Below are 24534 nucleotides of genomic sequence, written 5' to 3'. Positions count from 1 at the left end.
CGAACCGGCTAGCGACACACGAACATCGATCATTCCGAGCGGTCCCGGGCGGTGCCCGCCAGGCTCCGGATGATCCAGACGGACATCTTCATGACCCTGCGCAACATCGCCATCATCGCCCACGTCGACCACGGCAAGACCACGCTCGTCGACCGGCTCCTGCAGCAGTCCGGCACCTTCCGCGACAACCAGCGGGTCGCCGAGCGGGCGATGGACTCCAACGACATCGAGCGTGAGCGCGGGATCACCATCCTCGCCAAGGTGACCGCGGTCATCTGGAAGGACACGCGGATCAACATCGTCGACACCCCCGGCCATGCCGACTTCGGCGGCGAGGTCGAGCGCATCCTGCAGATGGTGGACGGCGCGATCCTGCTCGTCGACGCCGCCGAGGGGCCGATGCCGCAGACCAAGTTCGTGCTCGGCAAGGCGCTCAAGGTCGGCCTGCGGCCGATCGTGGTGATCAACAAGATCGACCGCCACGACGAGCGCCACGAGGAAGTGCTGAACGAGATCTTCGACCTCTTCGCCTCGCTGGACGCCGACGAAAACCAGCTCGACTTCAAGGTTCTCTACGGCTCGGCCAAGGAAGCCTGGATGGCGGAAGAGCCGACCGGCCCGCAGGAATCCATCGGCCCGCTGCTGGATCTCGTGGTCTCCCACGTGCCGCCGCCGCCGGTGGACGACGGCCCGTTCCGGATGCTCGCCACCACCATCGAGGCGCATCCGTTCCTCGGCCGCATCCTGACCGGCCGCATCAGCTCCGGCGAGATCCGCCCGAACCAGGCCATCAAGGCCATGAACCGCGAAGGCAAGGTCGTCGAGACCGGCCGCGTCAGCCAGGTGCTGTCGTTCCGCGGCCTCGAGCGCCTGCCGGTCGAAAGCGCCAGCGCCGGCGACATCGTCGCGCTCGCGGGCATGCAGACGGCCACCGTGGCCGACACGCTCGCCGACTCCTCCGTCTCCGAGCCCATCGAGGCGCAGCCGATCGATCCGCCGACGGTGTCGGTCACCTTCCGCATCAACGACGGCCCGCTGGCTGGCCGCGAGGGCGACAAGGTGCAGAGCCGCGTCATCCGCGACCGCCTCATGAAGGAAGCCGCCGGCAACGTGGCGCTGAAGGTGGAGCAGGGCGAGGACGCCGACTCCATGATCGTGTCGGGCCGCGGCGAACTCCAGCTCGCCATCCTGATCGAGCAGATGCGCCGCGAAGGGTTCGAGCTGACCGTCAGCCGCCCGAAGGTCGTCTACCAGCGCGACGAGAGCGGCAACCTCCTGGAGCCGGTCGAGGAAGTCACCATCGACGTCGACGACGAGTTTTCCGGCGCGGTCGTCTCCAAGCTCTCCGAGCGCAAGGCGGAAATGCAGGAAATGCGTCCGTCGGGCGGCAACCGGGTGCGTCTCCTGTTCTTCGCGCCGACGCGCGGCCTGATCGGCTACCAGGCGGAGCTTCTCTCCGACACTCGCGGCACCGCCGTGATGAACCGCGTCTTCCGCGCCTACGAGCCCTACAAGGGCGAGGTGCCCACCCGTCACACCGGCGTGCTGATCTCCAATTCCGAGGGCGAGGCCGTCGCCTACGCGCTGTGGAACCTGGAAGACCGCGGCCCGATGATGATCGATCCGGGCTCCAAGGTGTACGAGGGCATGATCGTCGGCGAGCACACCCGGGGCAACGACCTCGAGGTGAACGTCATGAAGGGCAAGCAGCTCTCCAACGTGCGCTCGTCGGGCAAGGACGAGGCGATCAAGCTCACCCCGCCGATCCGCATGACGCTGGAAAAGGCGCTGGCCTTCATCGCCGAGGACGAGCGGGTGGAGATCACCCCGCAGTCGATTCGTCTGCGCAAGGCGATCCTCGACCCGAACGACCGCAAGAAGGCCGAGCGCAGCAAGCAGGCCGGCGTGGCCTGAGGGCCGCGGCTCCCGCGCAATTGAACGGCCGGCATTTCCGGCCGGATTTCCAGGCGGACCGGCCATTTCGGCCGGCTCCGACCCCGCCGTTCCCCGCCCGGTTGCGGCCGCGCTTGTGGGCGATCGCCCCGGCGCGGGCTTTCCTCTTTTCCCGCCGCGAAGGTCGAGCTACCTTTCTTCTCATGAAGACGGGTTCGATCGGCATAAGGCGGGCAAGGCTCACGGACGCTGCGGCGATCGCAGAGGTCCACGATGCGGCCTGGCGCTACGCCTACCGCGGCGTTCTGCCGGGGACCGACCTGGAGCGCATGATCGCGCGCCGGGGACCGGCATGGTGGGAGCGCGCCATCCAGCGGCGGGTCTCCATCATGGTGCTGGAAGTCGGCGACACCGTTCGTGGCTACATCACCTTCGGCGCCAGCCGCGCCCGCAGCCTGCCCTTCCGGGGCGAGGTCTACGAGCTCTACATCCAGCCCGAGTATTCCGGCCTCGGCTTCGGCACGCGGCTGTTCGACGCGGCGCGGACGGCGCTGTCCAACGACGGGCGCCGGTCGTTCGTCGTCTGGGCGCTGGCGGAGAACGAGGCGGCCTGCCGCTTCTACGAGCGCCTCGGGGGCAACGCGGTTGCCAACGCCGAGGAGACCATCGGCTCGGCGAACCTGCCCAAGATCGCGTTCGGCTTCGCGCCCCGTCACGCCCGCCAGCACGGCCCCGAAGACACCCACTGACGCCGGTCTGCGCGCGCGCAAATTCGCGCATGATCGCGCAAAATCGCGCACGTCCGGTGCGTGCGCACGGCACTGCGCCTTCCGGATCGCCCTGCGCGCGGCGCAACAAGGCGCGGGGCCGGAGATCGCCCGTCGGTTAGCCGGCTGACCGACCGTGCGCCCGGGCCCCGTTCCAGCCGTTCCGGGGTATCACTTCGTTCATATTGGAGCCAAAAAGCGCGCCCGCGCCCTTGTCCACGGCGGGGAGGCATGGTTGAACGCAGCACGCCGGTCGATTTTGCAGCGCGTCATGGCTGCGAGGCCCTCCCGGCAGAGAAAAACAAGGTGACATCAGCATGCGCATCGAGGCGATCCCGATCGGGACCAACCCGCCCAAGGATATCAACGTCATCATCGAAGTGCCGGTGGGTGGCGAGCCGATCAAGTACGAGCTCCACAAGGAGTCCGGAACGCTCTGGGTCGACCGCTTCCTGTACACGCCGATGCGCTACCCGGGGAACTACGGTTTCGTGCCGCACACGCTGGCCGACGACGGCGATCCGCTCGACGTGATCGTGGTCAACCAGCGGCCGATCGTCCCGGGCGCCGTGATGAACTGCCGCCCGATCGGCGTTCTCATGATGCAGGACGAGGCCGGCGCGGACGAGAAGATCCTCGCGGTGCCGACCACCAAGCTCACCCGCCGCTACGAATCGGTGCTGAGCTACGAGGACCTGCCGAAGATCACGCTCGAGCAGATCGTCCACTTCTTCGACCACTACAAGGACCTCGAGCCCAACAAGTGGGTCGAGGTGACCGGCTGGCAGGGTCCGCAGGAAGCCGAGGCGATCATCGAGCGCTCGATCCGGCAGGCGACCGCGGAAACCAAGCCCGTCGCGTGATCCGACACCGACCGGCCCGCGGCCCCGGAATCCGGGCGTGGGCCGGTCGATCACGGGTTTTGTGATTGTTGCGCCGCAGCAAGCGGATTGACGAATTGGACCCGACTAGATAGATAACCGTCCGGTTGGAAATAAACCGGACGGCGTGTGTTATGGGTCGCAAACGGACAATCGATCGCGAGGCGGTGCTCGACGCCGCCCAGAGCGTGGTGCAGCGGGACGGGACGGCGAGGCTGACCTTGGATGCCGTGGCTGCCGAAGCCGGCATCTCGAAGGCAAGCGTTCTCTACGATTACAAGACCAAGCCGGCCCTGATGCGGGCGATGGTCGAGCGCCGCATGTCGGCCGAACACGCGCGCCAGGATCGAATCCGCACCGCCCTGGGCGATATCCCGAACGCATTCATCCGCACCCGATTGACAGCAGCATCCGATCCCGCGACCGACGATGATCAAGCGATCACCCTCTGCATCGCGGCTTCCATGGCCCAGAACAACGAGATTCGGACGCCCATCTGCAGCAAGCTCGGCGACAGCATCTCCGAGGTCCTCGAGACCTCGGAGAACCCGGACGGCGCGCTTCTTGCTTTCGTGGCGCTGGAGGGGCTGCGGATGATGGAGCACTTCGGCGTCTACAACTTCGATCCGGCCGAGCGCCAGCGATTGATCGAGCACATCCGGTGGCTCGTCGAGCAGAAGCCGGAGCGCGTCCCGCTCGACGTCTCGACCGAGATCGCCTGACCGCACCCAATTCGACCATCCCAGATTCTAGTTGCACGCCCCGGGTCGCCGTTCGTCCCGTGCGTGGCATACGGAGAGCCGGAATGTCACGGACCCGCTTTTCTTTCGCACTGTTCGCCCTCGCCCTTCTCGTGCCGACGCTGGCTGCCTGCAACGACAGCACCGAGGGAAAAGACAAGGCTGCCGCGGCGCCGGCACGGCCGCCGTCGGCGGTGTCGGTGATCACCGTCGAGCCCGAGGTCATCCCGATCATCAACGAACTGCCCGGCCGGATCTCGCCGACGCGGATCGCCGAGGTGCGGCCGCGCGTCTCGGGTATCGTCACCGACCGGGTGTTCACCCAGGGCAGCCGGGTCGAGGCGGGCGACGTGCTCTACAAGATCGATCCGGCCAAGTTCAAGGTCGAGGTGGCCCGCACCCAGGCGAGCCTCGAGCGCGCCAAGGCCGAGCAGCTGCGCGCCCAGCAGGACACCGACCGGCAGAAGCAGCTCCTGGACCGCAAGGTCATCGCGACGCAGCAGCTGGAGACGTCGACCGCGACGCTCGCCCAGGCCAACGCCAACGTGGCGGCCGCCAAGGCCGAGCTCGATGCGGCCCAGCTCGATCTCCAGTACGCCGACGTGCGGGCGCCGATCTCCGGCCGGATCGGTCGCGCGCTGATCACCGAAGGCGCGCTGGTCAGCGCCAACAACGCGGAGCCGCTGGCGACGATCCTGCAGCTCGATCCCGTGTATGCCGACTTCACCCAGTCGGTGCGCGAGCTGATGGCACTGCGCAATTCGCTGCACATGGGCGCACTTGCCAAGGAGCCCGGCGAAGCGCCGGTGCGGCTGCTGCTCGACGACGGCACCGAGTACTCCCAGAAGGGGCGGCTGCTGTTCTCCGACACCACCGTCGACCGCACCACCGGCCAGGTCATCCTGCGCGCGGAGTTCCCCAATCCCGACGGCGACCTGCTGCCGGGTCTCTACGTGCGCGTGCTGATCGAGCAGGGCATCGAGGAGAATGCCCTCGCGGTGCCGCAGCAGGCGGTCCAGCACGACGCCGGCGGAAACGCGCAGGTCTACGTGATCAGCGCCGACTCCAAGGCCGAGCTGCGCCCGGTGGAAACCGGCCGGATCGTCGCCAACCGCTGGATCATCACGGACGGCCTGAAGGCCGGCGACAAGGTGATCGTCGAGGGCTTCCAGAAGATCCGCCCGGGCGCGCCCGTCAATCCGCAGCCGTGGAAATCCGAAGGCACGGCCGTGACGGAGCCGTCCACCGGCGCTCCCAAGAAAGCCGGGTAAAGGCGCACCAACGATGCCAAGATTCTTTATCGACCGCCCGATCTTTGCATGGGTGATCGCGATCTTCATCGTGATCGCCGGCGTGATCGCCATCCCGCAGCTGCCGATCTCGCAGTATCCGAAGGTCGCGCCGCCGCAGGTCTCGATCCAGACCAGCTATCCCGGCGCTTCGCCGGAAGACCTCTACCAGAGCGTCACGCGGCCGATCGAGGAAGAGCTGAACGGCGTCGACGGCCTCGTCTATTTCGAGTCGACGTCCGAGGCGTCGGGCCGGGTCTCCATCACGGCCACCTTCGAATCCGGCACCTCGATCGACCAGGCGTCCGTTGATGTCCAGAACCGGATCCGGCGGGTGGAATCCCGCCTTCCGGACGTCGTGAAACGCCAGGGCATCCAGGTCGACCAGGCCAACTCGGGCTTCCTGATGGTCGTGGCGCTGACCTCGACCGACGGCTCCGTCAGCCCGGTGGGGCTGGGCGACTACATCACCCGCAACGTCATCGGCGAAATCAGGCGCGTCGAAGGTGTCGGCAGCGCGCAGCTCTTCTCCACCCAGCGCGCCATGCGCGTCTGGATGGACCCGGACCGGATGGTCGGCCTCGACCTTACCGCCGATGATATCATCGCTGCCATCAGCGCCCAGAACGCGCAGGTCGCGGCCGGCAGCGTCGGCGCCGCGCCGGTGCCGGAATCCCAGCAGATTTCGGCGACGGTGCTGGTCGAAGGCCAGCTGAAGACCGTCGACGACTTCGGCGGGATCGTGCTGCGCGCGAACCCCGACGGCTCCACGGTGCGCCTGCGCGACGTGGCCCGGGTCGAACTCGGCAGCGAGAGCTACAACTTCTCGTCCCGGCTGAATGGCCAGCCGGCGGCGGCCATCGGCATTCAGCTGTCGCCGACCGCCAACGCCCTGTCGACCTCCGAGGCGGTGCGCGCCACGATGGAGGACCTCTCGCGCTATTTCCCGCAGGGCGTCTCCTACGACATCCCGTACGACACCTCTCCCTTCGTGGAGATCTCCATCGAGAAGGTGCTGCACACGCTGCTCGAGGCGGTCGGGCTCGTCTTCCTGGTGATGTTCCTGTTCCTGCAGAGCTTCCGCTACACGATCATCCCGGCGATCGTGGTGCCGATCGCGCTGCTCGGCACCTGTGCGGTGATGCTCGCCACCGGCTTCTCCATCAACGTGCTCACCATGTTCGCCATGGTGCTGGCGATCGGCATCCTCGTGGACGACGCCATCGTCGTCATCGAGAACGTCGAACGCATCATGGCGACGGAGGGGCTCGGGCCGCGCGAGGCGACGGTCAAGGCGATGGGGCAGATCTCCGGCGCCATCATCGGCATCACCCTGGTGCTGACGGCGGTGTTCGTCCCGATGGCGTTCTTCCCCGGGGCCGTCGGCGTCATCTACAAGCAGTTCTCGCTGACGATGGTGGTGTCGATCCTGTTCTCGGGATTCCTGGCGCTGTCGCTGACGCCGGCGCTCTGCGCCACGCTGCTGAAGCCCGTCAAGAACCACAACGAGCGCCGCGGTTTCTTCGGCTGGTTCAACCGCAACTTCGCGCGCACGACCCGCGGCTACGGCAAGACCGTGCGCGGCTCGATCCGCTATGCCGGCCTGTTCATGATCATCTATCTCGGCGTGGTGATCGGCCTCGGCTACCTGTTCCTCCGCCTGCCGACGGCCTTCCTGCCCAACGAGGACCAGGGCTTCCTGATCGTCGACATGCAGGCACCGCCGGACGCCAGCCTCAACCGCACGCTCGACGTCATTCGCCAGGTCGAGACGATCGCGAAAGCCGAGCCGGCCGTCGACAAGGTCATCTCGATCCTCGGCTTCTCGTTCTCGGGCTCCGGCCAGAACGCGGGCCTTGCCTTCGTGACGCTCAAGGACTGGAGCGAGCGCGGGCCCGAGGACTCGGCGCAGGCCATCGCCCAGCGGATGAACATGAAGATCTTCGGGATCAAGGACGCCATCGCCTTCGCGCTGTCGCCGCCGCCGATCCAGGGTCTCGGCACGACCAGCGGCTTCTCGTTCCGCCTGCAGGATCGCAGCGGCCTCGGCCAGGACGCGCTCATTGCCGCCCGCGATCAGCTCCTCGGCGCGGCGAGCCAGAGCAACATCGTGACCGGGCTGCGCGTGGAGGGCCTGCCGGACGCTCCGCAGGTCAGCCTGCTGATCGACCGCGAGAAGGCCAACGCCTTCGGGGTGCAGTTCGCCGACATCAACTCGGCCATCTCGGCCAACCTCGGCTCGTCCTACGTCAACGACTTCCCGAACGCAGGGCGCATGCAGCGGGTGACCGTCGAAGCCACCGACCGAAGCCGGATGCAGACGACCGACCTGCTGGACCTGCACGTGCGCAACGTCAACGGCGGCATGGTGCCCCTGTCGGCGTTCGCCACGGCCGAATGGACGCGTGGCCCGCTGCAGGTGGTCGGCTACAACGGCTATCCGGCGATCCGCATCTCCGGCCAGGCGGCGCCCGGCTACTCGTCCGGTGACGCGATCACCGAAATGGAGCGTCTGGTCGGCGAGCTGCCGCCTGGCTTCGGCTACGAGTGGACCGGCCAGTCGCTGCAGGAAATCGCCTCGGGGACCCAGGCGCCGCTGCTGATCGGGCTGTCGATCCTGTTCGTCTTCCTGCTGCTTGCCGCGCTCTACGAGAGCTGGGCCATCCCGCTGGCGGTCATGCTGGTGGTGCCGCTGGGCGCGCTCGGCGCGGTGCTGGCCGTGCTGATGCGCGACATGTCCAACGACGTGTACTTCAAGGTCGGCCTGATCACGATCATCGGCCTGTCGGCGAAGAACGCCATCCTGATCGTCGAGTTCGCCAAGGACCTCCGTGCCGAAGGCAAGGACCTGTTCGAGGCGACGTGGGAGGCGGCCGAGCTGCGCTTCCGGCCGATCCTGATGACGTCGCTCGCGTTCGCCCTTGGCGTGACGCCGCTCGCCATCGCGACCGGCGCCAGCGCCGCCAGCCAGAACGCCATCGGCACCGGCGTTCTCGGCGGCATGATCTCCGCCACCGTGCTGGCGCTGCTCTTCGTGCCGGTGTTCTTCGTGTTCGTCATGCGGGTGTTCGGTGCCCGCGCGAAGAAGGCGGAACTCCCCGCAGGCGATGGCAAATCCGACGAGGCGTCGCCGCCGCCGGCGGCGCCGGGCCCCGAGGCCGCGCACTAGGTTCGTTCTCCGATCGGGCTGCCCTGCGGCCTGATCGGGGGGCATAGGCGCGCGTCGAGTGTCCTCGCCGGCGGCACGCCGTGGACTCTTGCTGGCATTCGACCGGGTCGGTTTACCCGATCGAGAGGATACGGGCGCGGGACGAGTATCCGTCGGCGCCCGTCCGTGTCAGGGTCCCGGAATGCGCCGCTGACGGCCACCTCGCTCCTTGCCGGGTGTGCCCGTCGCGACTCGGGCGGTTGGCGTGAACGCGGATCGGGAACCAAACCCCGTGCGCACACGTTGCACATTCGAGCGGACGCGACTGGCTGGCTGCGATCGGCGACTCCAAGCGTCGATCGTGGCCGGCCGGGTTGCCGCCCCACCCAATCCCGTAGAAACATTCCCGGCACGACCGGAAGCGGCACATCGACCGGCGACGGGCAGGGTGACTGCGGTCTTCCGCCCGGACAGGGCGGGTCCGCACGGAACGCAAGTGGCTGCCATCGGCACCCGGGTGGCCGCGACAACGTCTGAAGGGGAGATCCGCAGTGTCCTACCGGTTCAAGTTCGACGACGCGACCGTTGCTGACGGGGTCCGCCGCATCGCGGTGGGCCAGATCGACAAGGCCATCGCCGAACTCGACGATCCCTCCATGGACGCCCGGCTGACGGTCCATCAGGTGCGCAAGCGCTGCAAGAAGGTTCGCGGTCTGGTGCGCCTCGTCCGGCCGGCCTTTCCCGCCTACCGCGAGGAGAACGACGCCTACCGTGACGCGGCGCGCACGCTTTCCTTCCTGCGCGACACCGAGGCGCTGATCGAGACCTACGACCGCATCACCGGGCTGTACGAGGACCAGATCGATCGGCAGGCGTTCGCCTCCATCCGGCGCCGGCTGACGCTGCGCCAGCAGGAGGCCGAGGCGCGCGCCGACATCGGCGAACGGCTGGAGGCGTTTCGCGAGGAGATGGTCGATGCGAAGGTGCGGGCGCTGCGCTGGACGCTGAAGGAGGACGGCGCCGATGCGCTCGAGGGCGGCGTCGCGGCCACGTACGGACGCGCGCGCAAGGCGATGAAGGCGGCGCGCCGGAAACGCTCCGCCGAGGCGTTTCACGCGTGGCGCAAGCACATCAAGTATCACGGCTTTCACGCCCGGCTGCTGGTCCCCGCCTGGGAGGGGCCGATGGCCGCCCACCACGCGGCGGCCGACGCGCTGGGCAAGACGCTCGGGGCCCACCACGATCTCGACGTGTTCGCCCAGGCCCTCGACGACGAACCCGACGCCTACGGCCGGCAGGCCGACATCGAGGTCTTCAAGGCGCTGATGGACCGCCAGCGGAAGGGCCTGGAGGCCGATGCGTTCGACATCGGCGCGCGGCTCCTGTGCGAACCGGCCGATACGCTGGCCGAACGATGGGCCGCCTACTGGCGCGCCTGGCGCAAGGGCGGCGACCTGCCGGCGTCGCTGGCCGCCTGACGCCGGCGAGGCCTGGCGACCTGAAGCCCCTTCCCAGATGATTTCCGATGAGGTCCGGGGTCGTCGACGTGCCGACGCGCGTCAGTGCTGCTGGCCGGGGGCCTCGACCTCGACTTCCACCTCGACCGTTCCGGACGGGCCGAAATCCAGGGTGAGCGGGAAGGCGTCGCCGACCTTCACCTCGCGGGTGAGCTCCGACAGCCAGATGTGCTCGCGCCAGGCGGCCAGCGACACCGGTTTCATCGACGGAATGGGAATGCTGTCGACGGTGGTGACGGTGCCGTCCTTGTCGCGCCGGAATCCGGCCGCGGCGGCGATCGGCGAGCGCACGCCCACCAGCGTGACGGCCTCCTCGCCGCGGTTGAGGATGGGCACGTAGACCGCCATTCCGTCCGCGCCGTCGGCCGGCGGGCTCGCCCAGATGTGTCCGACGGCGATGTCGCCGAGCTTGTAGCTGTGCGCCATGGCGGCACCGGCGCAGACGACGAGCGCCACGGCGGCGGCGGCCAGGCCGAGCGGCGCGCGGCGTCGGCGGGCGATTGGGGCGGGGCAGTCAGCGGGCACCGTCATCGGGCCTCCGGTGGTCGGTCACGGGAACGGGACATGCGGCAGCACGGGATGGGGCGGCGGAACGGGTCCGCCATCGGTCTCGCTACTGTCGCGGCGCGTCGTTGGCGAACGACGCCTTGCCCTCGATGTCGAGATTGGCGTCCAGCGTCTTGGATTCGCCGGCAAGATCGCGGGCGGCGGCGATCTGCTCGGGCGTCAGTCCGTCCTGCTTGAAGAAGGTGTAGGACAGCGTGACCGACGTGAGGTCCTTCGCGTCCTTGTCGTTCAGCATTTCCTCGTCGAGATAGAAGACCAGCGGCATCTTGGCGCTCTCGCCGGGGGCGAGGCGCTCCTCGGTGAAGCAGAAGCACTCGATCTTGAAGAAATACGGCGCCAGCTGGTAGGGCGTCACGTTGAAGCTGGCGTGCGCGACGATGGTCTCGTCGGAGACGTTGCGGGCGGTGTAATAGGCCTTCGTCGGCTCGCCGATGCGGGCCTCCACCGAGCGCTGGCCCGGCGCGAACTCCCACTCGAGCCCGGGCGCCACGTTGGCATCGAAGCGCACGGTCACCGTCCGGCCCGACGTGGTCGGAGCGATCGCGGCCTCGGCCCGGTTGACGGTTCCCCCGTAGCCGGTGGCGGCGCAGAACATCCGGTAGAGCGTTGGCGAATAGGAGACGAGGCCGACCATCACCGCGAGAACGGTGATCTGCACGGCGAGCAGAGGCAGGTTCCTGCCGGTGCGCATGACGAGCGTCTTCCCTGATGGTCCATGGTGGTCGCGGTCGGCCGCCGGTTGCCTCCATATCTAGCAACTGTGGCACGGTCGCGCCCGTCAGACAGAACGACGCACCTGCAGGGAAAGCGCCGATACCGGCCGGGCGCCGCGCGGTCGCGGGCGGGGCCGCTCAGTCGGAGGCGGCCTCGATGGCTTCCATGTCGGCGTCGGAGAGGCCGAAATGGTGGCCGATCTCGTGGATCAGCACATGGGTGACGATGTCGCCCAGGGTGTTGCCGGTGTCGGCCCAGAAATCGAGAATCGGGCGGCGGTAGAGCCAGATCTGGTTGGGCATCTGGCCGGTCTGGGCGAGGCCGCCCGACAGCGTCATGCCGACGCCTTCGAACAGGCCGAGCAGCTCGAACGGCGACTCCAGGCCGAGATCGTCGAGCGCGGCCTTTTCGGCGAAATCGGCGACGCGAATGACCAGATCGCCGGTCAGCGCCCGGAACGATTCGGGCAGGCGCTCGAATGCAGTGCGGCCCAGGATCTCGAACGCATCGAGGTCGGGGGCGGTCAGGGCGGGCCAGCGGTCAGGGTGCGTCGTTCTCATTTCGTCTCTAAGATGGGAGAACCGTCGTTGATTCTCAGTAGGTTAATCGAAATCTGCGTAGGGCAATCGGACGGGCAGCACCAGTCCCCCACCCAATCACTTTCCGTTTCGAAGTCCATGTCGCACCCCGGGGTGCGTCGTTCCCGTCCAGTGGGCGCGTTCGGCACGGACCTTGCCCACATACATATCGTGCCTATCGGTATGGCGCGGAGCGCGCATTAGCATATGACATGGCCAGACCCTGTAGCTTGCGGCGTGGTCGGGCTGCTGTCCCCGTCGGTGAGGGCATGTCCGTCGGCCAGGCGGTCGAGGGCGTTCCAGTGGTAGGCCACTTCCGAGAGAACCGTCAGTCCCAGCGTCTCTTCGCGCACCCCCGCCAGCGTCCCGCCAAGGCGCTTGTAGAAGCGCCGTGCGCCGTCGTTCTCGCGCAGCACCCACAGGCTCATGGCGCGGATGCCGTCGTCGAGGAGGGCGCCGGCCATGGCGCGCATCAGGTCCGAGCCGATGTGGCGGCGCTGAAAGGCGCGCAGGACGTACAGTGTGGAGACTTCGCCGGCGTGGCCCTTGGACTTCAGCGCAGCCGAGCGCTGCTGGCCGCATGATCCGAAGCCGGCGATGCCCTGTCCGGTTTCTGCCACGAACACGCCGATGGTGCCGTGCCGATTGGGCGCGCGCATGACCTTTTCCCAGAGCTGGCCGCGGCGCTCCTCCGACTGGCCCTCGATCACGGAGGGCGGCAGCAGGCCGTCATAGGTCTCGCGCCAGGCGGCAGCGTGGATCCGCCCGATCTCGGCGGCGTCCGTGACGGTCGCAGCCCGTATCGTGACGGCGCGCGAGGATCCCATGTGCCTTCCCCCCCGGAAAACCCAATGAGCAAGTGTGCAGCGCGGCGAGCGCCGCGTCGACAGGAATTCACCGACACGGTGAAGACCGAAAGTGTTCTGCACAGGCGTGCATTCCCGGTCCCCGCTGAGCACCCCCCGGGATGTCGTGTCCGGCGTTTTCCATGTCGCGCAAAGGACTTGGAAGCGGTCGCGCGACCGGGCTATGATTGCGGCGAAACTTTGTCGGGAGGACGGGCGAGGCTGGACGGACTTCCGAAGGATCGGGCCTCGGCCACCGAACGGAAGTCGCTCCGGCATCGCGCCTCCTCCGCGCCTTGTCGACGTTCCGCGCAATAGGAGGCGCCCCGTGTCCGCGATCATCGATTTCCTCAACACGATCTTCTGGGGCTATGTCCTGATCTACGGCCTGCTGGCGGTCGGCGCGTACTTCACGCTGCGCCTCGGCTTCCTGCAGTTCGCGCACTTCCCCGAGATGTTCCGGGCGGTGCTGGGCACCGGCGAAAGCGACAAGTCGGGCATCACGCCGTTCCAGGCGCTGTGCACCAGCCTCGCCTCGCGCGTGGGCACCGGCAATCTCGCCGGCGTCGCGGTCGCGCTCTATCTCGGCGGTCCCGGCGCGATCTTCTGGATGTGGATGGTCGCCCTCGTCGGCATGGCGACCGCCTACTCGGAATCGACGCTGGCCCAGCTCTACAAGGTGAAGAACGCGGAGGGCCAGTATCGCGGCGGCCCGGCCTTCTACCTGGCGCGCGGGCTCGGGGTGCCGTGGGCCGGCGCCATCTTCTCGGTCTGCCTGATCCTGTCGTTCGGGCTCATCTTCAACGCCGTCCAGGCCAACTCCATCGCCGACGCCATGCAGGGCGCCTACGGCATTCCGAAGGTGGCGGTCGGTCTGGCCGTTGCGGCCATCTCCGGCGTGGTGATCTTCGGCGGCATCCGGCAGATCGCCCGGGTGGCCGAGATCATCGTGCCGTTCATGGCCGGCGCCTACCTGTTGCTGGCGATCATCATCCTCATCATCAACATCGCCGAGGTTCCGGCCGTCCTCGGCACCATCGTCGGCAGCGCGTTCGGCTTGCAGGAGGCCGCCGGCGGCGTCACCGGCGGCGTGATGGCGGCGATGATGAACGGCGTGAAGCGCGGCCTGTTCTCCAACGAGGCGGGCATGGGCTCGGCGCCGAACATCGCCGCGGTCGCCACCCCCGATCCGCACCACCCGTCGTCCCAGGGGCTGGTGCAGGCGCTCGGCGTGTTCATCGACACGATCCTGATCTGCACCGCGACGGCCATCATGATCCTGCTGTCCGGCGTGCTCGATCCCGGCAACGGCGTCACCGGCACCCAGCTCACCCAGGACGCGCTGTCGGCGCAGATCGGCGGCTTCGGCGACGACTTCATCGCCATCGCGATCTTCTTCTTCGCCTTCACCTCGATCATCGGCAACTACTCCTACGCGGAGAACGCCATGACCTTCCTGGGCTTCGGCGGAAAGGTGCCGCTCAGCATTCTCCGCCTGGCGGTGCTGGCGATGGTCGTCTGGGGCGCGATCCAGACGGTGGCCACCGTGTTCAACGCGGCCGACGCCTCCATGGGCCTGATGGCGACCATCAACCTGATCGCCATCGTGCTGCTGTCGGGCACCGTCGCGAAGCTGACGCGCGACTACTTCGCCCAGAAAAAGGAGGGCAAGGTGCCCCGCTTCCATGCGGCGAACTATCCCGAGCTGGCCGGTCAGATCGACGAGAACATCTGGTCGGAAACCGATCCCGGTTGATCGAGACGACCCGGCGCTCTCGCGGGCGCCGGGTCGGACGGTCGGGTTCCGGGGCGGCAGAGATGATGTAACCTAGAATTGTGCGGTGGGGGTCGCAGCCCTGCGGTAGGATGGAGGCCAAGACAACAAGACCGGGAGGGTGACAATGGTTCGCGTCCTTGTTCTGGCGGGGGCCGCTCTGGCGTTGGCGCTGTCCCATCCCGCTGCCGCGCAGGAGGCCGATCGGCCCAACATCCTGGTCATCTGGGGCGACGATATCGGCTGGCAGAACGTCTCGGCCTACGGCATGGGGACGATGGGCTACACCACGCCCAACATCGACCGGATCGGTCTCGAGGGCATCCGGTTCACCGATCACTACGCCCAGCCGAGCTGTACCGCCGGGCGCGCAGCCTTCATCACGGGCCAGTATCCGATCCGCTCCGGCATGACGACGGTCGGCCAGCCGGGATCCGCGCTCGGCCTCCGGGCGGCCTCTCCGAGCCTCGCGGAGGAGCTCAAGCGGGTCGGCTACCGCACCGGCCAGTTCGGCAAGAACCATCTCGGCGACCGCAACGAGCATCTGCCGACGGTGCACGGCTTCGACGAGTTCTTCGGCAACCTCTATCACCTGAACACGCAGGAAGAGGCCGAGCAGCGCGACTACCAGCGCTTCGGCGAGGCCTTCTCAGGCAGCCTGGAGGACTACGAGGCCCGCTTCGGCACGCGGGGAGTGCTGCACACCTATGCCACCGACATCGACGATCCCACGGTCGACGAACGGTTCGGCCGCGTCGGCAAGCAGACGATCGAGGACACCGGCCCCCTCACGCAGGAGCGGATGAAGGAGTTCGACGCGGAGGAGGTCATTCCGAAGGCGGAGGACTTCATGGCCGCCGCGAAGGAGGCGGGCGAGCCGTTCTTCGTGTGGCTCAACACCAGCCGGATGCACCTCTACACGCGCCTGAACGACGAATGGCGCTATGCCGCGGAGACCTATACATCCGAGGCCGATCTCCATGGGTCCGGAATGCTGCAGCATGACCACGACATCGGCGCGGTGCTCGACTGGCTCGATCGGCAGGGCCTCGCCGAAAACACCATCGTCTGGTACTCGACCGACAACGGCCCGGAACACTCCTCATGGCCGCATGGCGCCACCACCCCCTTCCGCGGCGAGAAGATGACCACCTACGAGGGCGGGGTCCGGGTCGTCTCGATGATCCGCTGGCCGGGTGCCCTCCCGGGAGGGCGGATCCTCAACGGGATCCAGGCGCACCAGGACATGTTCACCAGTCTCGCCGCGGCTGCCGGCATCGGCGACGTCGCTGCGGAGGTGATGGGGCGCAAGCAGCAATATATCGACGGCCTCAACAACCTGCCGTACTGGCAGGGCGAGGCCCGGGATTCCGCCCGGACGTCGATATTCTACTATTACGAAAGCATCCTGATGGCGGTCCGGATGGGCCCCTGGAAGTTCCACTTCTCCACCAAGGAAGACTATTATGCCAACGTGGTCGCGAGGACGGTTCCGCTGGTCTTCAATATCCGGATGGATCCGTTCGAGAGCTACTACACCTCCGACAGCTACGGGCACCTGATGCAGAAGGTCTCGTGGCTCATCCAGCCAATGAGCGTGCTGATGCAGGAGCACCTCCAGACCCTGGCGGAGTACCCGCCGGTCCAGGGCGGGACGTCGTTCAACATGTCGAACGTGGTCGAGGAGTTCCTGCAGAAGGGACTGCAGTAGGCGAAGGACGGGTTTCCGGCGGGCACCCGGATGCGGCAGAACGCCGCAGGCTCGCGCGCCTCGGTAGGCTTCCGCCCAAGACCCCGGCCCGCAACGGCTTCCCGGCCCCGGCAAGGCCCGCGCGGGACGGCCCCCGTCGCGGCGATGTGAGCGGACTCACCGCGAGATCCGCTTGATTACGAACCGGCTCAGGACTATCCCCATCGGCGGGACACCCTTCCCCAACGAAGGGCAGACTATCTGAGAGGATAGCTCCATGAGCACGACTGCCACGAAGCCGGACGTGCGTCCGGCCAATCCCAATTTCTCGTCCGGTCCCTGCGCCAAGCGACCAGGCTGGTCGCTCGAAGCGCTTGCAGATGCAGCCCTCGGCCGCTCGCATCGCGCCAAGATCGGAAAATCCAAGCTCCTGCAGGCCATCGAAGACACGCGCGACGTTCTCGGCGTGCCGGCTGACTACAAGATCGGCATCGTGCCAGCGTCCGACACCGGCGCCGTCGAGATGGCCATGTGGTCGATGCTGGGCGCCCGCGGCGTCGACATGGTCGCCTGGGAATCCTTCGGCGAAGGCTGGGTCACCGACGTCCAGAAGCAGCTGAAGCTCGCCGACTGCCGCATCCTCAAGGCCGGCTACGGCGAGATCGTCGACTTCTCCGAGATCGATTTCGACCGCGACGTGGTGTTCACCTGGAACGGCACCACCTCCGGCGTGCGCGTGCCGAACGGCGACGCGATCCCGGCCGACCGCGCAGGTCTCACCATCTGCGACGCGACCTCGGCGGCGTTCGCCCAGGACCTGCCCTTCGACAAGCTCGATGTGGTGACCTTCTCCTGGCAGAAGGTGCTCGGCGGCGAGGCCGCGCACGGCATGCTGATCCTGTCGCCGCGCGCGGTTGAGCGGCTGGAGAGCTTCTCCCCCGACCGGCCGCTGCCGAAGATCTTCCGCATGACCAAGGGCGGCAAGCTCAACGAGGGCATCTTCAAGGGCGAGACCATCAACACGCCCTCGATGCTGTGCGTCGAGGACTATCTCGATGCGCTCGCCTGGTCGAAGTCGCTCGGCGGCAAGACGGGCCTGTTCGCCCGCGCCGACAAGAACTTCGCGGTTCTGGACGCCTGGGTCGAGCGGACCCCGTGGGTCGCGAACCTCGCGGTTGACCCGAAGACGCGCTCCAACACCAGCGTCTGCCTGATCATCGTCGACCCGACCGTCGCCAACCTTCCGGCGGACGCCCAGGCGGCCTTCGCCAAGGCGCTGGTCTCCCGGCTCGACAAGGAAGGCGTCGCATACGACATCGGCGCCTACCGTGACGCGCCCGCGGGTCTGCGGATCTGGGCCGGTGCCACCGTCGAGGCCTCCGATCTCGAGGCGCTGACGACCTGGCTCGACTGGGCGTTCGAGGTCGAGAAGGCGGAGCTCTCCAAGGCGGCGTAACCTCCGGTCAAGGCCCGGGAGGTCCGACGATGAAGCTGTCTCTCACCACCCGCAGCTTCATCGCCGACACGCTGGCCCTCGTCGTCTTCTTCACCATCGCGAGCGGCGCCAACGAGCGCTTCGTCGCGGGGCTGAACTGGCACGAGGTCGCCACCTCCCGACTGATCGGAGCACCGCTGATGGTGCTGACGGCCCGGCCCTACGGGCTGTGGCGTGACTGGGTTCTGGCGAGGGTTCACCCCCGCCGGCGCTGGAGCGAGCTTCTGACGGACAGCGTCGCGCTGCTCGTGTTCCAGGTCCCGATCTACGTCGCCATCATCATCGCCGGCGGTGCCGAGGGCGACGCCATCCTCCGCGGTGCCCTCGGATTTGCGCTGCTGATGTTCCTTCTCGGCCGCCCCTACGGCGCGTTCCTGGAATTCGTCCGCCGCCGCTTCGGTCTCCACGGACCCGGCCAGAAGCCGATGTCCCTCGGGGGCTGACCCAACCCGATTTTCCGAACCGGACCCGGCTCAGGGGCCCGGATCATTCCATCCCGAAGTTGAAGCAGCGGTCCACCGATCGCGCTCCGTCTCACAAGGAGGCCGAAATGGCACCCAAGGTTCTGATTTCCGACCAGCTTTCGCCGACCGCCGTCGACATCTTCCGCAACCGCGGCATCGAGGTGACCTACGAGCCGGACCTCGGCAAGGACAAGGAAAAGCTCGCCGAGATGATCGGCCAGTTCGACGGCCTCGCCATCCGCTCGGCGACTAAGGTCACCGAGAAGCTGCTGGAGAACGCCACCAACCTGAAGGTGATCGGCCGCGCCGGCATCGGCGTCGACAACGTCGACGTGCCGACCGCCACCAAGAAGGGCGTGATCGTCATGAACACGCCGTTCGGCAACTCGATCACCACCGCCGAACACGCCATCGCGATGATGTTCGCGGCCGCCCGCCAGATCCCCGCCGCCGACGCCTCCACCCAGGCCGGCAAGTGGGAGAAGAACAAGTTCATGGGCACCGAGATCACCGGCAAGACGCTGGGCGTGATCGGCTGCGGCAACATCGGCTCGATCGTGGCGTCGCGCGGCATCGGCCTGTCCATGCGCGTCATCGCGTTCGACCCGTTCCTGTCGGTCGACCGGGCGCTGGAACTGGGCGTCGAGAAGGTCGAGCTCGAGGACCTCTTCAAGCGCGCCGACGTCATCACCCTGCACACGCCGCTCACCGACAAGACCCGCAACATCATCGATGCCGCGGCGATCGCGACGATGAAGGACGGGGTGATCATCATCAACTGCGCCCGCGGCGGTCTCATCGTCGAGGCGGACCTGCGCGCCGGGCTCGACTCGGGCAAGGTCGCGGCGGCCGGCGTTGACGTGTTCTCCGAGGAACCGGCCAAGGAGAACGTGCTGTTCGGCGCGCCGAACCTGGTCTGCACGCCGCATCTGGGCGCCGCCACCACCGAGGCGCAGGAGAACGTCGCGCTGCAGGTCGCCGAACAGATGGCCGACTACCTGCTCACCGGCGCCGTCACCAACGCCCTCAACATGCCGTCGATCTCGGCGGAAGAGGCGCCGCGGCTGATCCCGTTCGCCAAGCTCGCCGAGCAGCTGGGCTCGTTCGCCGGCCAGCTCACCGAGAGCGGCCTGCGCGGTATCCGCATCGAGTACGAGGGCGACGTGGCGGAGATGAACACCCGCGCGCTGACCTCGGCCGCGCTCACCGGGCTGATGCGGCCGCTGCTGCAGGACGTCAACGCGGTGTCGGCGCCGGCGATCGCGCGCGATCGCGGCATCAACGTCGAGGAAGTCCGCCGCGAGCAGCGGGGCGCCTACGAGAACTACATCCGCCTGACGGTGGTGACCGAACGGCAGGAGCGCTCGGTGGCCGGCACCGTCTTCACCGACGGCAAGCCGCGCGTCATCCAGGTGAAGGGCATCAACATGGAAGCCGAGCTCGGCAGCCACATGCTCTACGTCACCAACGAGGACAAGCCGGGCTTCATCGGCCGCCTCGGGTCGACGCTGGGCGATGCGGGCGTGAACATCGCCACCTTCAACCTCGGCCGCGACTCGCGCGGCGGCGAGGCGATCTGCCTGGTGGAGATCGACGAGCCGGTGACCGCCGAGGTGCTCAAGGCGGTCAACGCGCTGCCGATGGTGACCCAGGTGAAGCAGCTCGCCTTCTGATTATCCGTCTCTCCCAAGGCCTGCGAAGGCCGACTGCACGGCGGGCCCGCATGGGCCCGCCTTTTTTTGTCGCGGAGACGGGGGCGATCGGGGGGAGGCGCGGCTTCCGCCGCGCGCCGCGAGCGGACGGTGCGCCTTTACTTAAGGCTGGCGAGGTTGGACCGGACCGCGACGTTGGTGGCGTCGAGATTGGGCTTGTCGGTGACCGGCACGTGGAAGTCGAGCGCGACGCCCTTGCGGAACACCAGGCAGTGGGTGGAGCCGCCGAAGTGGAACATGCCGACCTGGTCGCCGCGCTTCACGCGGTCGCCGGCCTTCACCGTGACCTCGCAGCTCGACACCTCGGCCATGCCGACCGGCACCATCGCCATCAGGCCGATGGCCGGGTCGTCGGCGCGGATGAAGATGACGGCGCGGGCGGCGACCGAGGTGATGAAGGGTTGCGAGGCGTTGGGCGCCGACGGGTCGGGCTCGTCGGAGTAGATGCCCTCCCACGGGCTTTCCAGATAGTAGGTGCCGTCGACGTTCGAGACGGCCTCGATCGTCCCGTCCACCGGGCTGTGCCAGCGGTGGTAGCTGAGCGCACTCAGGAACGCCTGGTAGACCGTGCCGCCGGCGAACTCCGACGCCCGCGGGTCGCCGTTCAGCATATCGTTCAGCGAATAGGGCTGGCCCTTGGCCCAGATGTTGTCTTCCAGCTCCACGCCGGTCTGCACCTGGAGCGGGGCGGATTCGCAGGCATTGACGAGCACCGTGTCGCCGACCGGGCGCTGGCCCTCCTTGAACACCCGGGTGAAGAAGTCGTCCCAGGAGGTGTAGCCGAGATATTTCGGGTCTGACGGATCGGGCACCGCGAAGATGTCCTCGAGCGTCTGGCCCTTCGGCGGGTTCGGGAAGGGCTGCTGGGCGACCGCCACCATCTGCGCGCGCGCCGGGGCGCTCAGCCAGGCGATGATCGCCGGGTCGCTGGTGGGATCGTTTTCGGCGAGCACGTAGCGTGACGGCTCGCTCGTCAGGAACTGCGACCAGTAGGTCAGCACCGCCTTCATGCCGGCGTTGAAACTTTTGTCCTGGAAGACGGTGATGCCGGAGGCCGTTCCCATCGGCCAGTCGAGGATCGCGTTGATCGGGAAGCCGACCAGCCCCTGCGCCTCGTCGCTGCCCTTGTCCACGATGAACTCCGGCGCGACGGTCATGATGGCGTTGAGGAGCTGCAGGAACTCGTGCCAGCCGGTGACGGCGGGCGCGCCGGTGGGTTGATCCTTCGCGTACGCGATCGCCTCGACGAACATCGCCTCGGTGGCGGCCCTGAGGATCGGGTTCTCCTCGACCAGCGTCTGCAGCTCGCGGATCGGGACGACATAGTCGTCCGGCCCGGTCCCGGCCGCGCGGGCCTTGAGGCCGAGGACCCATTTTCGGAGGGACTCCGCGTCGGCGGTCAGCCAGTCGCCCGGCCGATTTCTGTTGGGTCGCGACATGAATCCCCCCTGTCCTCGACGGGTCCCGGCGGATCGAAGCGAGCTGACCCGAAGGGACCTGCCCGGGCGTCCGGCCCGGAGCCTTCTCTTTCCTTCATCCTACGCCGCGTGCCTGCGGATGACCACAAAGCCACGCGGCCCGACGGTTTCGGCGCCGGCGCTCAGGCCGCGTCGTGGAAGATGACGCCCAGCGTCATGCGGTCGCCGCGGGTGATGCGGCTGACGCCGTGCCGCATGACCAGCCGGTGCGCCCCGCGGGCGCCGAAGCCCGGCCGGTCGTTGACGGCGAAGACGACCGCCTCGCCCTGGCCGAGTGCGATCGCCTCGGCCCGCGACTGGTGGCGCGGCTTCTGTTCGGTGAGCACCAGCGTCCCGCCATCGAAATCGATCCCGGGCCGGCTGAGCAGCACCACCATCTGCAGCGGGAAATGGACGGCGCCGTAGAGGTCCTGGTGCAGGCGGTTGTAGTCGCCGGCCCCGTATTTCAGCAGCAGCGGGGTCGGCCGCTCCTGACCGGCCGCGTGGCACGTCTTGAGGAAGTCGCCGTGCCTGTCGGGATAGCGATCGCCGCGGCCGAGCGCCTCGGCCCAGGCGTCGGCGGTCGGCACCAGATGCGGATAGACGGCGGTGCGCAGCGCCTCGACGGGCTCCGGCAGCGGCCGGGCGAAATACTGGTACTCGCCCTCGCCGAAGCCGTGGCGCCGCATCACCACCTTCGAGCGGAAGCGGTGGGCGTCGTCGTAGAGCGCGGCGATGGCGGAGCAGTCATCCGGCGACAGCAGCGTTCCGATCGAGGCGGCGCCGACCGCATCGAGGGTGGCGCGTACCTCGTCCCAGTCGACGGCGGCGATACGGTCGGCGATCGGGCCGCGCGGCGTGGAGGTCGTATCGGGCATCACGGCGTGCCTTTCCCGTCGGGGCGGACCGGCGCGCGGGCGGGCTTCTTCAGCCTGCCCTGGGCGAGCGCGATCCCGCCGATGATCAGCACCATTCCGGCGTAGTCGGCGAGGCCGAGCCGCTCGCCCAGGAACAGGGTGCCGAGGAGGATGGCGGTCATCGGCACCAGATAGGTGACGAGCGAGGTGTTGGTGGCGCCGGCCGAGCGCAGCACCGCGAAATAGAGCAGGTAGCCGAAGGCGGTGGACGCCAGCGCGATCGCGGCGACCGCGCCGATGGCGGCGGCGCTGGGCATCGCCATGGTCCAGGGCGCCTCGGTCACCAGCGCGAGCGGGATCATGATCAGGGTGCTGCCGGTGAGCTGCCCGGTCGCCAGCAGGACCGGCGGAGCGGCGGTGAGGCGCCGGGCCAACATCCCTGAGATCCCGTAGGAGAGCGCCGCCCCGAGGCACGCGAGCTCCGCCAGCAGGCTGCCGCTGTCGCCGGACGGCGCGGTTCCCAGCATCACCACGACGCCGATGAAGCCGAGCGCGATGCCGCCGATCTTCAGCGGTGTCGCCCGGTCGTCGGCCGTCAGCATCGTCGCCAGCACCATGGTGAAGATCGGCGTGGTCGCGTTGAGAATCGCCGCGAGCCCCGACGGGATCGTCAACTGTGCCCAGAACAGCAGTGAGAACGGGATCACGTTGTTGAAGATGCCGAGCACGACGAAGGCCGGGAAGCGGGCATCGACGAGCGGCGAGGGGCGCCCCGTCGCAAACAGGAAGACGTGCAGCGCCACGGCCGCGATCGCAACGCGCGCGGCGACGAGGGTCAGCGGCGGGATCTCGGCGACCGCGATCTTGGCGAAGAAGAACGAGCCGCCCCACAGCACCGAGAGCAGGACGAGCATCGCCCAGTCGCGGGGCGTCAGCACGAGGGGGCGCGGGCCGGGGGTAACGGATGGCGTCATGCGCGGACCATGTCTGGGGCCGGTTCGTGCGGCCACCCGATTTCGAACGTGAACCTCAGGCAAGTCGTCAGGTCGCCCCAGCGCCGAACGGCCGGGACGCGGTGGGACGGTCCCGATGGCGCGGCGCGAGCGTGCCCCGGCCGGGCGGCCTTCCGGCGGCGGAGTGTCAGCCGGCCGGCGGGCGGCCGAACCCGCGGGTGCGCTGGGAGACGACGATGCCGCCGGCGATCAGGATCCATCCGACGCCGTGGTACCACGCAGGGCGTTCGCCCAGGAACAGGATGGCCGCCAGCGAGCCGAACACCGGGATCAGCTGGAAGAACGGCCCGGCCCGGTTCGGGCCCACAAGCTCGACGCCGCGGTTGAAGCAGAAGTTGGCGACCAGCGAGGGGAAGATCGCCACGTAGAGGCAGGCGAACCAGGCGCCGGGCGTGTTCACCGCCCGCGCGCCGCTGGCCCACTCCAGGATGAAGGCGGGCAGCAGCATCACCGAGCCGAGGAAGAAGAGGGCGGCCAGGAACGACATCGGGTGCATCGCCGGCCTGGACTTCAGGAACGCCGAATAGAAGCCGTAGATCACCACCGCCCCCAGGATGATCGCGTCGCCGGGGTTGATCTCCAGCTCCAGCAGCGTGACGGGGTTGCCGGACGAGACGATGAGGATCACGCCGACGAAGGAGACCGCGATGCCCGAGATCTGGAAGCGGTTGAGCCGGTCGCCATACAGAATCAGCGCGAACAGCGCGATGATCAGCGGCTGGGCCGACTGCAGCAGCGCGCCGTTGAGCGCCTCGGTCCACTTCAGCCCGTAATAGATGAGGGCGTTGTAGATGGTGACGCCGGTCAGCGAGAGCAGGATCAGGATCGGCAGGTGGCGCTTGATCCGCGGCCAGTCCTGGCGAATCGCATGCAGCGCGAACGGCAGCAGGATCAGGAACGCCCCCGTCCAGCGAAACTGCGCGAGCGCGATGGGCGGCACCTTGCCCGCGGCGAAGCGGCCGACGACGATGTTGCCTCCCCACAGCATCGCGGTGACGGTCAGGAGCAGATAGGGCTGCCCGTAGATGATCCGGCCCAGCGCGCGCATGGTTCAGTGCCTTCCTGACCAGGGTCGGCGGTTTCGCCGCGCCGATGGTGCGCTTTTCCACCGTCGACATCCTTGCAACCGGCCG

At 67.9% G+C, this 24534-nt stretch carries 20 protein-coding genes; 12 read left to right on the top strand and 8 right to left on the bottom strand.

All coding sequences use genetic code 11. The annotated features are described in order from the left end of the window. Positions 1-90: 90 nt before the first annotated feature. The 7 genes from typA to AB7M35_RS12610 all read left to right on the top strand — a co-directional run bounded on the left by typA (position 91) and on the right by AB7M35_RS12610 (position 10196). Positions 91-1914 carry a translational GTPase TypA gene (typA, locus tag AB7M35_RS12640; protein WP_453960722.1) on the top strand — a complete coding sequence of 608 codons (1824 nt, stop codon included), beginning with the start codon at positions 91-93 and terminating at the stop codon, positions 1912-1914. A 182-nt stretch (positions 1915-2096) separates the two neighbouring features. Beyond that, positions 2097-2642, top strand: coding sequence for an N-acetyltransferase family protein (locus AB7M35_RS12635; RefSeq protein WP_453960254.1), 546 nt, complete (start codon positions 2097-2099; stop codon positions 2640-2642). A 335-nt stretch (positions 2643-2977) separates the two neighbouring features. Beyond that, a complete protein-coding gene (gene ppa / locus AB7M35_RS12630) occupies positions 2978-3523 on the top strand; it encodes an inorganic diphosphatase (protein WP_453960252.1) in 546 nt (181 codons plus the stop codon). Positions 3524-3675: 152 nt separating this feature from the next. Further along, positions 3676-4263: a TetR/AcrR family transcriptional regulator gene (locus tag AB7M35_RS12625; protein ID WP_453960250.1), complete on the top strand. Its 588-nt coding sequence runs from the start codon at positions 3676-3678 to the stop codon at positions 4261-4263. Positions 4264-4346: 83 nt separating this feature from the next. Next, positions 4347-5552, top strand: coding sequence for an efflux RND transporter periplasmic adaptor subunit (locus tag AB7M35_RS12620; protein WP_453960248.1), 1206 nt, complete (start codon positions 4347-4349; stop codon positions 5550-5552). A 13-nt stretch (positions 5553-5565) separates the two neighbouring features. After that, a complete protein-coding gene (locus AB7M35_RS12615; protein ID WP_453960246.1) occupies positions 5566-8739 on the top strand; it encodes a multidrug efflux RND transporter permease subunit in 3174 nt (1057 codons plus the stop codon). A 530-nt stretch (positions 8740-9269) separates the two neighbouring features. Further along, the gene (locus AB7M35_RS12610) at positions 9270-10196 is read left to right on the top strand and encodes a CHAD domain-containing protein (RefSeq protein ID WP_453960244.1); all 927 of its coding nucleotides are present in this window, start codon (positions 9270-9272) and stop codon (positions 10194-10196) included. A gap of 81 nt (positions 10197-10277) precedes the next feature. Here the strand turns inward: AB7M35_RS12610 and AB7M35_RS12605 are convergent, their stop codons facing one another. The 4 genes from AB7M35_RS12605 to AB7M35_RS12590 form a co-directional block, all read right to left on the bottom strand. After that, positions 10278-10766, bottom strand: a complete 489-nt coding sequence (locus tag AB7M35_RS12605) for a copper chaperone PCu(A)C (protein WP_453960242.1) — start codon at positions 10764-10766, stop codon at positions 10278-10280. An 82-nt stretch (positions 10767-10848) separates the two neighbouring features. Continuing rightward, positions 10849-11493 (bottom strand): cytochrome c oxidase assembly protein, encoded by a 645-nt coding sequence (locus AB7M35_RS12600; protein ID WP_453960240.1) that lies wholly within the window; start codon positions 11491-11493, stop codon positions 10849-10851. 160 nt (positions 11494-11653) lie between these two features. Continuing rightward, positions 11654-12076 carry a metallopeptidase family protein gene (locus AB7M35_RS12595; RefSeq protein WP_453960239.1) on the bottom strand — a complete coding sequence of 141 codons (423 nt, stop codon included), beginning with the start codon at positions 12074-12076 and terminating at the stop codon, positions 11654-11656. A gap of 218 nt (positions 12077-12294) precedes the next feature. Next, positions 12295-12921, bottom strand: a complete 627-nt coding sequence (locus tag AB7M35_RS12590; RefSeq protein ID WP_453960237.1) for an N-acetyltransferase family protein — start codon at positions 12919-12921, stop codon at positions 12295-12297. A 346-nt stretch (positions 12922-13267) separates the two neighbouring features. Between AB7M35_RS12590 and AB7M35_RS12585 the strand changes: the two genes are divergently transcribed. The 5 genes from AB7M35_RS12585 to serA all read left to right on the top strand — a co-directional run bounded on the left by AB7M35_RS12585 (position 13268) and on the right by serA (position 20035). After that, positions 13268-14695 carry an alanine/glycine:cation symporter family protein gene (locus tag AB7M35_RS12585; RefSeq protein WP_453960235.1) on the top strand — a complete coding sequence of 476 codons (1428 nt, stop codon included), beginning with the start codon at positions 13268-13270 and terminating at the stop codon, positions 14693-14695. A 145-nt stretch (positions 14696-14840) separates the two neighbouring features. Beyond that, positions 14841-16424, top strand: coding sequence for an arylsulfatase (locus AB7M35_RS12580; protein ID WP_453960234.1), 1584 nt, complete (start codon positions 14841-14843; stop codon positions 16422-16424). 256 nt (positions 16425-16680) lie between these two features. Then, positions 16681-17859 (top strand): phosphoserine transaminase, encoded by a 1179-nt coding sequence (locus AB7M35_RS12575; protein ID WP_453960232.1) that lies wholly within the window; start codon positions 16681-16683, stop codon positions 17857-17859. A gap of 29 nt (positions 17860-17888) precedes the next feature. After that, entirely contained in the window at positions 17889-18341 is a 453-nt protein-coding gene (gene alaE, locus AB7M35_RS12570; protein WP_453960230.1) for an L-alanine exporter AlaE, read from the top strand. A gap of 107 nt (positions 18342-18448) precedes the next feature. Beyond that, complete coding sequence (gene serA, locus AB7M35_RS12565; protein WP_453960228.1) at positions 18449-20035, top strand: phosphoglycerate dehydrogenase; 1587 nt, start codon at positions 18449-18451, stop codon at positions 20033-20035. Positions 20036-20172: 137 nt separating this feature from the next. On the opposite strand, the gene AB7M35_RS12560 is transcribed toward serA, so the two are convergent. The 4 genes from AB7M35_RS12560 to AB7M35_RS12545 all read right to left on the bottom strand — a co-directional run bounded on the left by AB7M35_RS12560 (position 20173) and on the right by AB7M35_RS12545 (position 24449). Beyond that, a complete protein-coding gene (locus tag AB7M35_RS12560) occupies positions 20173-21513 on the bottom strand; it encodes a phophatidylserine decarboxylase associated domain-containing protein (RefSeq protein WP_453960226.1) in 1341 nt (446 codons plus the stop codon). A 161-nt stretch (positions 21514-21674) separates the two neighbouring features. Then, entirely contained in the window at positions 21675-22409 is a 735-nt protein-coding gene (locus tag AB7M35_RS12555; RefSeq protein ID WP_453960225.1) for a 2OG-Fe(II) oxygenase, read from the bottom strand. Next, entirely contained in the window at positions 22409-23362 is a 954-nt protein-coding gene (locus AB7M35_RS12550; protein ID WP_453960223.1) for a DMT family transporter, read from the bottom strand. The genes AB7M35_RS12555 and AB7M35_RS12550 overlap by 1 nt, the downstream gene beginning before the upstream one ends. 166 nt (positions 23363-23528) lie before the next feature. Next, positions 23529-24449, bottom strand: coding sequence for a DMT family transporter (locus AB7M35_RS12545; RefSeq protein ID WP_453960222.1), 921 nt, complete (start codon positions 24447-24449; stop codon positions 23529-23531). Positions 24450-24534: the final 85 nt, after the last annotated feature.

Source organism: Amorphus suaedae, assembly GCF_053629675.1.
Note: the sequence above shows the minus strand (reverse complement) of the source record. Positions and strands in the feature narration are given on the sequence as shown.